8 protein-coding genes are annotated in these 12,265 nt (G+C 66.7%); 6 read left to right on the plus strand and 2 right to left on the minus strand.

Going from position 1 to position 12,265, the window contains the following annotated elements:
- The first annotated feature begins 267 nt into the window (after positions 1-267).
- The gene (locus tag VFQ05_04335; GenBank protein HET9325979.1) at positions 268-738 is read left to right on the plus strand and encodes a hypothetical protein; all 471 of its coding nucleotides are present in this window, start codon (positions 268-270) and stop codon (positions 736-738) included.
- Positions 739-821: 83 nt separating this feature from the next.
- On the opposite strand, the gene VFQ05_04340 is transcribed toward VFQ05_04335, so the two are convergent.
- Entirely contained in the window at positions 822-1,802 is a 981-nt protein-coding gene (locus VFQ05_04340; protein ID HET9325980.1) for a hypothetical protein, read from the minus strand.
- A gap of 85 nt (positions 1,803-1,887) precedes the next feature.
- Here VFQ05_04340 and VFQ05_04345 point away from each other — a divergent pair, with 85 nt between their 5' ends.
- Together VFQ05_04345 and VFQ05_04350 are read left to right on the plus strand one after the other, a co-directional pair.
- The gene (locus VFQ05_04345) at positions 1,888-2,313 is read left to right on the plus strand and encodes a hypothetical protein (protein ID HET9325981.1); all 426 of its coding nucleotides are present in this window, start codon (positions 1,888-1,890) and stop codon (positions 2,311-2,313) included.
- Positions 2,310-2,795: a hypothetical protein gene (locus VFQ05_04350; GenBank protein ID HET9325982.1), complete on the plus strand. Its 486-nt coding sequence runs from the start codon at positions 2,310-2,312 to the stop codon at positions 2,793-2,795. Before VFQ05_04345 ends, VFQ05_04350 begins: the two co-directional genes overlap by 4 nt.
- Here the strand turns inward: VFQ05_04350 and VFQ05_04355 are convergent.
- Entirely contained in the window at positions 2,792-4,813 is a 2,022-nt protein-coding gene (locus VFQ05_04355; GenBank protein ID HET9325983.1) for a S9 family peptidase, read from the minus strand. The two genes, VFQ05_04350 and VFQ05_04355, sit on opposite strands and share 4 nt — an antisense overlap.
- Before the next feature lie 166 nt (positions 4,814-4,979).
- Between VFQ05_04355 and aceE the strand changes: the two genes are divergently transcribed.
- The 3 genes from aceE (at position 4,980) to VFQ05_04370 (ending at position 12,113) form a co-directional block, all read left to right on the plus strand.
- Complete coding sequence (gene aceE, locus VFQ05_04360) at positions 4,980-7,691, plus strand: pyruvate dehydrogenase (acetyl-transferring), homodimeric type (GenBank protein HET9325984.1); 2,712 nt, start codon at positions 4,980-4,982, stop codon at positions 7,689-7,691.
- Positions 7,692-7,869: 178 nt separating this feature from the next.
- Positions 7,870-11,007, plus strand: coding sequence for a FlgD immunoglobulin-like domain containing protein (locus VFQ05_04365; GenBank protein HET9325985.1), 3,138 nt, complete (start codon positions 7,870-7,872; stop codon positions 11,005-11,007).
- A 62-nt stretch (positions 11,008-11,069) separates the two neighbouring features.
- A complete protein-coding gene (locus VFQ05_04370; GenBank protein HET9325986.1) occupies positions 11,070-12,113 on the plus strand; it encodes a T9SS type A sorting domain-containing protein in 1,044 nt (347 codons plus the stop codon).
- The last annotated feature ends 152 nt before the right edge of the window (positions 12,114-12,265 follow it).

Here is a 12,265-nt window from a genome sequence, read left to right on the forward strand (position 1 = left end):
TCGGTTTCCAAACCGCGACACTCTAGCACGCGGCAATCGGGTCGGTCACTCGGAGGTCCGCCTCTCGATCCCGAAACTGGAAAGTCAAGGTGTGCGGAAACCCGTGTCGGACGCGGGTTTTCATTGACTTGATGGTGCAGAAACCGTCATCGTTTTTATCCCTCACCGTCGAGAGAGCCGCGCGGGTCGCTCCAGTCTTCCGCCAGGCATTCGCCAGGTGATTCGACACCCTCTGGTTCTGCACCCCGGAAAAAGGAGATGAGATCCGTGGAACGCCGCAAGTGGACTGTTTGGACCTCGATCGCGACCCTTGGAATCCTCGTGTTGATCGCTGCCTCCGTGGTCAGCGCCAAGACGATCAGCCTCCGCAACAACATTGCGGGCACCGGCTGTGAGGACAAGGGTGAGTGGCTGTTCATCCTGAACGGCCTGGACAACAACTCGGATGCTCCCGCGACCATCACCGTCAGCTTCAGTGGCGGGTGCGCAGACATGGCCGTTGGTCAGTCCAAGGTGAACAACAAGAACGTGCACTACAGCCTCGACGAGGATGACGTGCCGGCCGGCTGCACGCCGACCGGTGCGACCGCCGTCGTGCCCGACAGCTACAGTGGCAACTTCGTCATCAGCCACGTGCCGTGCGGGTCGCCGTCACCGTCGCCGTCGCCGGAGCCGACCCCGGAGCCCACCCCGGAGCCCACCCCGGAGCCGACGCCTTCGCCGAGCCCTGGTCTGTAATTCGCCGCACGCTATAACGCTGTAACGAAAGAGGGACGGTCTTCACGACCGTCCCTCTTTGCTTTCCGCGGACTCGGGTGCGGTCAGTGCGCCTCGAGTTGGACGAGGCCTTGCGGCGCGGCCAGCGCTCGCTCGCCGGATGCTTCACCGTCTCTCCAGCGCACGCGAAGTCCCGGTTGCGGGTCCCGCGTGTACTCGGCGATCAGGCGTGTCGCCGCGTCGAGTGCCTCGTCGTCGCGCGGGCCACAGACCATCGCGGCGGGTCCATTGAAGCCGAGCGGCTCCACCAGCCAGCGTCCCCTTCCGAACAGCTCCGCGAGACGGCGGTTCTCGTCCTTGTTGCGTCCCAGCACCACCTTGAGATCGGGACGCACCCGGAAGTGCCGGCCGACTCTCAGCAGCGACACGTCGTCGATCGTGGTCGCGGCTTCATCCACGTGCGCGAACAGATCGCGGAGCTTGACCGAGAACGTGGCGTCGGTGAGCAGGCAGCCCCCGCCGGGAGACTGGTGGTGCGACAAGCCGTAGTGGTCCGCGAGCGCGAGCTGTTCGAGCCGGCCGCGGCCGGTGATGCGCAGCAGTCGAGAGCGGTCGACCCATCCGCGCTTCTCGGGCTCGGTCTCCGGCAGCAGCAGTGCCGAGAGCGGGCGCAGGATCCAGCCTTCCAGGCCGGACTCGCGATCGATGAGTCCGAGTGTGTTCCTGCCCTGTGACATCGGCCGCTGCCCGGCGACCTCGCCGGTGGCGATGAAGCGTGCGCCGACTTCGTCCATGACGAGACGCGCGATCCCGAACATGAACATGCGACAGTCCACGCACGGATTCATGTGCTTGCCGTAGCCGAAGCGCGGATGCCTGAGCAGCCGCAGGTACTCCTCGCCTTTGGCCCGCACCTCGAGCGCAATGCCCAGCTCCCGCGCCACCTCTCGCACGTCGCTCCGGCAGGCGGTCGGTGACTCGAGGTGGAGGCCGATCACCTCCAGTCCCTGGTCGAGCATCAGTCTCGCCGCCAGAGCGCTGTCGAGGCCGCCGGAGAGCAAAGTGAGTGCGCGGACGGGGGTCATGAGTCGCGAGATTATCAAGAGCGCACTACTTCCGTCGACGTGAAGGCTTCGGCCGACCTGCTCAGGGTGCTATCTTCCGCCGGCCATGAACATTCCGCCGTTCAGCATCTTCTCCGCCGTGAGCGAGCTTTTCGTCACGGCCGGCGTGCTCTACGTGGTGTGGGCCAACTGGAATCGCCGCCCCTTTCCCGGCCTGCTGTTCCTGGGTCTGGCGCTGTTCGAAGCGCTCGTCAACGTCCTCTACATGGCCAACCGCGCCGCCAGCGCGGCATCGGGACACGAGCCTCTCTACACCGGCATGAAGATCTTCTTCGCCGCGCACGGAATGCTCTCCCTGCTCGCCTATGTCGCGTTCGTCATCCTCGGCGCGCTGGCATACCAGGAGCAGAAGGCCGGCCGCTGGTTCTTCCGGGAGCATCGCATCTGGACTTTGGTGTTCGTCGTGGCCTGGCTGGTGAGCATCGCTTCGGGAGAAGCGATCTTCGTGCTGCGCTACGTGCGCCCGTCGTGAGCCGCTCCCGCTCCGCCGACGAGCGCGCGGGGCGGCTCCGATCGCCGCTGCTGATCGCGTTGTGGATCCTGCTGGCCTTCGAGGCCCTCTCCGGGCTCGTCCTGTTCGCCGCGTTCCTGATCGCCGGCCGCCGCCCGGGCGAGACGCTTCATGTCGCCCTTGGCGTCCCGCTGGCCGCCTCTTATGCCGTGTATCAATGGCGCCACTGGCGGCGCGTTTCGCCGTTCCGCGGCCGGCCCGATCACGTGCTGGGACTGGTGGCGGCCGCGGTCATGTCCGTCACGCTCGCGAGCGGACTCGCGCTCGGTGCGCAATGGTGGATGGCTCGGATCTCGGCGCGCAGCAGGGGTGAAGTGCCTTATGCGGTTGCGCTCTCGTCGGTCCACAACATCGGCAGCATGCTGGTCATGGCCTTCGTGGGCGCGCATCTCGTAGCGGTGCTCAGTCGCGACGCGGCGCGCAGGCCCCCCGGCGCGAGCTAACGGATCCAGCGCTCCAGCCAGCCCAGGACCTCTCGATACCAGAGCAGTGAGTTCCTCGGCTTGAGCACCCAGTGGTTCTCGTCCGGGAAGTACACCAGGCGCGCGGGCACGCCCTTGGCCTTGAGCACGCCGTAGCACTCGAGACCCTGCGTGACCGGCACGCGGTAGTCGCGCTCGCCGTGGATCACCAGCATCGGCGTATTGAAGCCCGTGGCGAAGCGTGCGGGACTCCAGCGCTCGATCGCGTCGAGGCCATCCCATGGCTCCCCTCCCATCGACTTCGAGCGGCCCTGGGTGACGTCGCTCGCGTATTGCGACATCAGGTTGTAGACCCCGGCGTGGTTGACGATGCAGCGGAAGCGGTCCGTGTGGCCCGCGATCCAGGCCGCCATGTACCCGCCGTACGAGCCGCCGGCCGCGGCCATGCGCTTCTCGTCCGCGAGCCCCGCGGCAATCAGATGGTCGGTGGCGAGCATCACGTCTTCGAATGGGCGATCGCCCCAGCCGCCCTGGATGCGCTGGGCGAAGTCCTGGCCCCACGAGGTCGAGCCCTGGAAGTTGACCTGCGCGACGACATATCCCGCGGCGGCGAACAGGTGACTGTTCCAGCGGAAATGGAACGCGTCACCGCTGATGCCGTGCGGTCCACCGTGGACCATCTGCACCAGGGGACGGCGCCCACTCTCGTAGCCCGGCGGAAGCGTGACGTACATCTGGATCATCTCGCCCTGGGCCCCTTCGAGCTGCATCTCGCGCACCTCGCCGATCGAGAACGTCCGGGTGACGGGCTCGGTGAAGCGGGTCACCTGCCGGGAGGTGCCGGTGCCGGCGCTCTCGAAGACCTCGGGCGGCTGCGACAAGGACTGGAGGCTGAACCACAGACGACCGTCCGAGCCGATCGCCAGACCGCTCACCGTGCCCCCCCGCACCACCTCGCGCGGCGTCGCCGGCGCCTGCGGATCGAGCGCGAAGATGCTGGTGCGCCCTTCGTCCTCCGCCGTGAGGACGAGCGAGCCATCCCGTCCGAACTCCCAGGCCGAGGGCGAGCGGTCCCAGCCCTCCAGCAACGGCGACACTTTTCCGCTCGCGACGTCGAGGCGCATCAGCCGAACCGTGTCCGCGTAGAACGTCGGGTCCTGGGTCATGCCGAAGGCGATCCAGGATCCGTCGCGGCTGTAGCGAGGACGCAGGTTCTCCGCGGGATGACTGGGCGTGAGGTTCTTGATCTCGCCGCCCTGGACGGGCACGCGATAGAGCGTCGAGTGCACGATCGAGCGCTTCTCGTCGAAGACGATGCCCGAGTAGGCGATCTCACGACCATCCGGCGAGATGTCGTAGTGGCCGCTGGGATCCATCCAGTCGAGCCATGCGGTGGCCTCGGGCGTCAGGTCACGCAGCGAGCCGGTCGCCAGCTCGAGCAGGAAGAGATGCGGCGTCTCGCCGGTGGTGAGCCATTGATCCCAGTAACGGTAGAGACGCTCTTCGGTGACGTGCGCCTTGACCGGATCCTTGTCCCGCCGCTCGATCTCCGCCTTGGTCGCTTCGGGAGTGAAGTGACCGCGGAGCAACGGTGCGAAGAACACGATGCCGCTGCCATCCGGAAGCCATTTCGGATCGAGCACCCCGAGCGGCAGCTCGGTGAGCTTCTGGGCCTCGCCACCGTCGAGCGGCATGACATGCAGCTGCGCCTTGCCATGATCGGCCTTGCGTGTGAAGGCGAGTCGCTTGCCGTCGGGCGAGAACGAAGGCTCGCCGCTCGACACATCGGCCGACGTCAGAGGCCGGGGCTCGCCCGGCGGCCGATCGGCTTCGCACGGCACCAGCCAGATGCGCCCGCGACCCTGGTTCTTCTCGAGGTCATAGGTCGTGACACAGACGGCAAGGATGTCGCCCTTGGGCGAAGGGATCGGTGAACCCACTCTGGGAATCGTCCACAGGTCTTCGGCGGTCATCGGGCGAAGGCCTTGGGGCGAGCGAGCCGGATGCAGGGTCGAGAAGGCGTTCGCGACCAGCGTCATGGGGGACCTCCGTTGTGAGTCCATTCAGGGGCGCGCGAGTCTAGCGCGCCGAACGCCCTGCCGAAAGGGCTTCGAGCGGCCGATATGGGCTTTGGAGCCAGGCGGTTCGCCCCGGCAGCCGCGTGCTAGACTGCGGCAATCGCGTACCCTGGAGTCCGCCATGACGATGATCGAAGACCAGCCCAAATCGGGCGATCCGAGCCCGCTCGAAGCCTTCAAGCGACAGCTTCCCGACCCCGATCCGCAGGAGACTTCGGAGTGGATCGAGGCCCTCGACGACATCGTCGAGCACGTCGGCAAGGAACGCGCCTACTTCGTGCTGCGCAAGGTGTTGAAGCGCGCGCGGCAGCTCGACCTCGGGCTCGGGTACCTGGTCAACACGCCGTACATCAACACCATCTCGCCCGAGCAGGAGCCCCCGTTCCCGGGCGACGAGAGCATGGAGCTCCGGGTGCGGCGCATCATCCGCTGGAACGCCGCGGTCATGGTGCTCCGCGCCAATCAGCGGCATCCTGGAATCGGCGGTCACCTCTCCACCTACGCTTCGACGGCCAGCCTCTATGAAGTCGGGTTCAATCACTTCTTCCGCGGCAAGGACGAAGCCGCCGGCGACCAGATCTTCTTCCAGGGCCACGGCGCTCCAGGCATCTACTCGCGAGCCTTCCTCGAAGGCCGGCTGAGCGAGAGCCAGCTCGATCACTTCCGTCGCGAGATCGTGCGCGGCCAGGGCCTGTCTTCCTACCCCCATCCGCGGCTGATGCCGGACTTCTGGGAGTTCCCCACCGTGTCCATGGGGCTCGGGCCGCTCAATGCCATCTACCAGGCGCGCTTCAACCGCTACATGCACCAGCGCGGCCTGGCTGACACCTCGAGGTCACGGGTGTGGGCGTTCATCGGCGACGGCGAGATGGACGAGCCCGAAGCGGTGGGCGCGCTGTCGCTGGCTGGGCGCGACAAGCTCGACAACCTCACGTTCGTCGTGAACTGCAACCTGCAGCGGCTCGACGGTCCGGTGCGCGGCAACGGCAAGATCGTCCAGGAGCTCGAGGCGCTCTTCCGCGGCGCCGGCTGGAACGTGATCAAGGTGATCTGGTCGCGCGACTGGGATCCGATCTTTGCCCAGGACTATGAAGGCGTCCTGGTCGAGACCATGAACGAGACGGTCGACGGCGAGTGGCAGCGCTACTCGATCGAGTCGGGCGCGTACATCCGGCAGAACTTCTTCGGCAAGGATCCGCGCCTGCTCAAGATGGTCGAGAACTTGAGCGACGAAGACCTGCGCCGTCTGCGGCGCGGCGGCCACGACTACCGCAAGGTCTACGCCGCGTACAAGACGGCGGTGGAGTACAAGGGCGCTCCCAGCGTGATCCTGGCCAAGACCGTGAAGGGCTGGACGCTCGGGTCGGGCGCCGAGGCCCGCAACGTGACTCACCAGATGAAGAAGCTGAGCCTCGAGGAGCTGAAGAAGTTCCGCGACCGGCTCGAGCTGCCGATCTCGGACCGCAAGATCGCCGACGCGGCTTATTACCACCCGGGACCCGACAGTCCCGAGGTGCGTTACATGCTCGAGCGCCGCAAGGCGCTCGGCGGCTGCGTACCCAAGCGCATCGTGCGCTCGAAGGCATTGCCGGCGCCGGGCGACAAGGTGTTCAGCGAGTTCGACTCGGGGACGCGCGAGGACCAGGCGGTCTCGACCACCATGGCGTTCGGCAAGCTGCTGCGGAACCTGCTCCGCGACCCGGCCTGGGGCAAGCGCGTGGTCCCGATCATTCCCGACGAGGCGCGCACCTTCGGCATGGAAGTGCTGTTCCGCGAGGTCGGCATCTATGCCCCGTTCGGCCAGAAGTACGAATCGGTGGACTCGAAGCTGGTGCTCTCCTACATCGAGAAGGAGAACGGCCAGCTCCTCGAGGAGGGCATTACCGAGGCCGGCTCGATGGCGAGCTTCACGGCCGCCGGCACGAGCTACGCCACCCACGGCGAAGCGATGATCCCCTTCTACATCTTCTATTCGATGTTCGGCTTCCAGCGCACCGGCGACCTGATGTGGGCGTTCGGAGACGCGCGTGGCCGCGGCTTCCTGCTCGGCGGCACCGCGGGCCGCACCACGCTGAACGGCGAAGGCCTGCAGCACGAGGACGGCAACAGCCACGTGCTGGCCAGCACCATCCCGTGCATCCTCACCTATGATCCGGCCTTCGCGTTCGAGGTGGCGACCATCGTCAAGGACGGGCTCGACCGCATGTACGTGAAGGGCGAGGACATCTTCTACTACATCACGCTCTACAATCAGGATTACCCGATGCCGCCCATGCCCGCCGGCGTCGAGGAAGGCATCCTGCGCGGGGCCTACCTGTTCCGTGGCGCGGTCCAGCAGGCCAGGCATCGCGCGCAGATCTTCGGCAGCGGTCCGATCCTCCTGCAGGCGCTGCGCGCGCAGGAGATCCTGGCCGAGAAGTTCGACGTCGCCGCCGACGTGTGGAGCGCCACCAGCTATCAGCAGCTCCGCAACGATGCATTGTCGTGCGAGCGCTGGAACCGGCTCCATCCCGGCGCGCCGCCGCGCGTCCCCTACGTGACCCGCGTGCTCGAATCGGCGCCGGGTCCGGTGATCGCGGTCTCCGACTTCACGAAGAGCACCGCCGACATGGTGTCGCGCTGGATCCCGCGGCCCTTCACCTCGCTCGGCACCGACGGCTTCGGACGAAGCGACACGCGCGAGGCGTTGCGTCGCTTCTTCGAGATCGACGCCCAGCACATCGTAGTGGCGACGCTGTCGTCCCTGTGCCAGCAGGGTCACGTGCCGCCCGGCGTCGTCGCCAAGGCGATCGAGGAGTTCGGCATCGGACCCGACTACAAGGAGCCCTGGCTGCAGTAGGCATACGGGGCGCCACTTTCCGCGTGCCCTCAGCCCCGCAGAGCGGCTAGAATCCCACTTTCAGACGCCCTCCGGCCGGCCCCCACCGAGGGTGAGCAGACCATCCAGGCCGCCCCCGATGGCCTCGTTCGCCACGTTCGCCCGGCTCGCGCCGAGCGACCGCGAGAAAGGCGCAATCATGAGGCCGACCTCTCGGGCCTACCGCTTCGCTGCCTGCGCATTCACCGTCATCACCCTGGGGAGCGTTTCCGCGGCGCTCGCCACACCCTTCGTCAACGAGACCGTTCCAGTTACTTCTGGGCAGCACCTCTCACTCGCCCTGGACGCGGAGGGCAATCCGCACCTCAGCTACTGGGAGATTGGGACCTCAGACCTCGAGTACGCCACCCGACGAGGGACGGCGTGGACCGTGCAGACGGTGGATGCGGCGGGGAACCAGGGGCACTACAGCTCCATCGCCCTCGACGCTCAGAGCAATCCATGCATCAGCTACAGAGATGCCACGGCATTGGATCTCAAGTACGCGAGCAGGTCTCCGAACGGCGCGTGGACGATCGAGGTGGTGGACGCGGCTGGCGACGTGGGCCACTTCACTTCTCTGGCATTCGACGCCCAGGGCAACCCGCGAATCAGTTACAGCGACGAGACCAACCTCAATCTCAAGTACGCCAGCAAGAGCGGCGGGGTATGGACCGTGGAGACCGTGCCCGATCCTGCGGCCTTCGTGGGCCGGTACACCTCGCTCGCGATCGACAGCGAGGGAAATCCCCGCATCAGCTATTACGACATCACCAACGGCGACCTCAAGTACGCGAGCAAGATCGGAGCGACCTGGACCGTGGAAACGGTCGATGCGGCGGGCCTCGTTGGCCAGTACACCTCGATCGCGCTCGACTCCCAGGACCATCCCAGGATCAGCTACTACGACCAGACCAACGGTGACCTGAAGTATGCGAGCAAGAGCACCGGGGCTTGGGTTCCGGAGACCGTGGACGGAGGGGGGTCGGTGGGCCAATACACTTCACTCGCCCTCGATGCCTTGGGCAATCCACGCATTGCCTATCAGGACGTGGCCAACGGCGACCTCAAGTACGCGAGCAAGAGCGGCGCCGCGTGGACGATCGAGACCGTGGACGCCACCGGCCTCACCGGCCAGTACGGCTCACTCGCCCTGGATGCCCAGGGTAACCCCTGCATTCTCTACCACCAGGTGGACGGCGGACTCATCAGGTACAGCGATTCAGCGATCCACACCGTGGAGCCCGCGGCCGGAGCTCGGTGGGCGGCCGGCTCCCAGCAGACCGTGCGCTGGAGAGGCGCGGGGAGCGTGGATATCCAGATCTCCGACGACGGAGGGCGCTCTTACACCACGCTGCTCTCCGGCATCACCTCGAACGCGATCAGTCTCGAGGTGCCGCAGCTGACCACGGAGCGCGCGTGTGTGAGGATCAGTCGCTCATCACCGCTCTCCACCTCGGCCAGCCCGACGTTCTCGATCGCCCCGGGGCTGGTGTCGCCGTGGTGGACCAAGACGGTCGATGCGACCGGGAATACGGGGGCACTCACTTCGGTCGCCCTCGATGCCCAGGGTAACCCGCGGATCAGTTACGGAGATTTGACGAACGGCGATCTTCGTTACGCGAGCAGAGTTGGCGGGACGTGGAACTTCGAGACCGTGGATGCGGCAGGGAACGTGGGCTCTTACACTTCCCTTGCGCTCGATGCCCAAGGCAATCCGCGCATCAGCTACCGGGATCTGACCAATGGCGATCTCAAGTACGCGAGCAAGAACGGGGGCATCTGGATGCTGGAGATCGCCGATGCCACCGGCGCCGTCGGAGAGTTCCCCTCGCTGGCGCTCGATGTCCAAGGCAATCCCCATATCAGCTACCGGGACCTCACCAACGGCAATCTGATGTACGTGACCAAGGCCGGCGGCGTGTGGCTCGCGGCCGAGACGGTGGACTCCCCGGGTGACGTCGGCTGGTTCACGTCGCTCGCGCTCGACGCTCAGGGCAGTCCTCGGATCAGCTATCTGGACGCGACCAACGGCGATCTCAAGTACGCCAGCAAGAATGGCGCGGTCTGGACACTCGAGACGGTGGATGCCAGTGGGTTCGTGGGGCGAAGCACGTCCCTCGCGCTCGATCCTCAAGGCAATCCCTGCATCAGCTACGGCGATGCCACCCTCGGAAACCTGAAGTTCGCCAGGAAGGCCGCCGGGGCGTGGACTCTCGAAAGAGTGGATGTCATGGGCCCCGCTTCGAGTCTTGGCACATCGCTTTCGCTCGACGATCTGGGCAACCCACGCATCAGCTACTACGACGAGGCCAACGGCGACCTCAAGTACGCTGCCAAGAACGCCGGTGTCTGGGCGATCGAGACGTTGGATGCCAACGGCAACGTCGGCCAGAACTCTTCACTGGCGCTGGATGCTCAAGGGGTTCCTCGGATCAGCTACTACGACGTCACGAACCAGGATCTGAAGTACGCGTCCGCAGCGATCGAGCTGGCGTCGCCGTCGCCCGGGGACGTGTGGCCGGTAGGAGCCTCGCGCACCGTGACCTGGGACGGCACCGGGCTCGTCGACCTCTACCTGTCCGCCGATGGCGGCACGTCGTGGCAGCTCCTCCAGGACCGGCTGAGCGGCGGGGAACACCGCGTCATCGTGCCGCACCTGCCTTCGAAGTTCGCCCAGATCAAGCTGGAGCGCGCCGTGCCGTACTCCGTGGGGGCCACCGGCGGACTCTTCACCATCGAGGCCTCGATCTCTCTCTTGAGCTTCGCGGCCGCGCTGTCGCCCGAGGGCGGAGCCGAGCTGTCTTGGGCCACGAGCGTCGCGCCAGAAGACCTAGGCGGCTATCGTATCGAGCGCGGCGATGGCTCGCGCTGGTCCACGATCGCGAGCCTCGTTCGCACCAACTCGTACATCGATCGCTCCGGCTCTCCAGGCGACCGGTACCGACTGTTCGCGATCAATGGGCTCGGGGAAGAGTTGATGCTGGGCGGGGCGTCGCTGCTCGCCGCACGGTCGCTCGCGGCGTGGCCGCTCCCCTACCGCGGCGGCGCGCTCAACGTCTCGTTCGGGGTCGCGGGCGGCATCGGCGGCGGCCCGGGCACCGCGGAGGTTGGTCTCTACGACCTGGCCGGGCGGAAGGTGCGCACACTCGCGCGCGGCACATTCGAGATGGGCTATCGCGCGACGAGCTGGGATGGACGTGACGACCAAGGGGCTCCGGTCTCAGCCGGGATGTATTTCCTGCGCGCATCGACCGGTGGGGAGACCACGCAGATCAAGGTGGTGGTGACGCGTTGATCGGTCGTCGGTCTCCCAGGTGCGCGGCGCTGATCCTGGCCGCGCTTTGTGCAGCGAGTCCAGTGTCCGCCGCCACGCTGTTCGGGCTGATCGACACGGGCGAGCTATATCAGTCGGTGAACAACGGCGCGACGTGGACCCCGCTCTCGACGCTGCCGACGCACGACGCCGTCGGACTGGCGGCGCGGCTCTCGTCCTCCGACCTCTTTCTCGCCACGCGCTCGGGCTCGATCTACCGCTCGACGAATGCAGGTGCGACCTGGGCTGCGGTGGGCGCGATTTCGGCCAGCGATCTGGTGGACTTGTCGATCAAGCCCGACGGCACGCTGCTGGCGCTCACGGCCACGGGGTCGCTCTACGGCTCGGCCGACCTCGGCGCGAGCTTCGGCGCGCTCGCCGCCCTCACGGCGCCGAACTTCGCGAGTCTCACCCACACCACGCCCGTGGTGAAGCACTACGCGCTGACCAGGACCGGCGAGGTCTACGAGAGTCTGGATGGCGGCGCCACCTGGACGCCGAAGGGCGCGATGGCGGTTTCGAACGCCCGCCGCATCCGCGCGGTCCAGTCTTCGCTCTACGTGCTCACCGAGACCGGCGACGTCTTCCGCAGCACCGATGCGGCGACGACCTGGACGCCGATCGGCACGCTGTCGCAGATAGGAATGCAGGGCTTGGTGCGCAACGGCAACGCACTGGCCGCGGCAAGCCGCGAAGGCCATGTCGCCACCTCGGCCGACGGCATCGCCTGGACCTGGGCGGGCTCGATGAACCAGCTCACGCTCACCACGCTGGCTTCGAACGAGCCGGCCACCACCGGTGTCGGGCCTGGACCTTCGGCGGCGGAAGTGTTCATGGGTGCTCCTCGTCCCAATCCTTCGACGGGGAGCGCCGCTTTCGACCTGCGGCTCGAGCGTGAAGCCGACGTGGCTCTGACGATCTACGACATGGCGGGGAGGGCCGTGGCCCGCCGCAGTGCCGAGCGATACACGGCGGGCCAGCATCGGCTGACCTGGACTCCCGGTTCCATCAGGACGGGACTCTACTTCCTGCGCGTGGAAACCTCCGCCGGGGACGCGGCCACGAGGCGCTGGGTCGTGGTGCGTTGATCGGGGTTCATCGCGGCGCGGCGATATCGAACGCCACGACGATCCGGGCGACGCGCGGGTTCATGGAGCGCATGTTTCCGTCGTCGGACATGTACTCGCGGTCTCCGAGCACGCGGCGCCAGGCATCGCTGCCGACCCTCTTGGGATCGGGC

The sequence above is a fragment of the Candidatus Eisenbacteria bacterium genome, from assembly GCA_035712145.1.
In the GTDB taxonomy this organism is placed as follows: Bacteria; Eisenbacteria; RBG-16-71-46; order RBG-16-71-46; family RBG-16-71-46; genus DASTBI01.

Bases quoted from the DNA above. Each gene is read 5' to 3' on its own strand.
- VFQ05_04340 (HET9325980.1), bottom strand. From the start codon at position 1,802: ATGACCCCCGTCCGCGCACTCACTTTGCTCTCCGGCGGCCTCGACAGC.
- VFQ05_04345 (HET9325981.1), top strand. From the start codon at position 1,888: ATGAACATTCCGCCGTTCAGCATCTTCTCCGCCGTGAGCGAGCTTTTC.
- VFQ05_04355 (HET9325983.1), bottom strand. From the start codon at position 4,813: ATGACGCTGGTCGCGAACGCCTTCTCGACCCTGCATCCGGCTCGCTCG.
- aceE (HET9325984.1), top strand. From the start codon at position 4,980: ATGATCGAAGACCAGCCCAAATCGGGCGATCCGAGCCCGCTCGAAGCC.
- VFQ05_04365 (HET9325985.1), top strand. From the start codon at position 7,870: ATGAGGCCGACCTCTCGGGCCTACCGCTTCGCTGCCTGCGCATTCACC.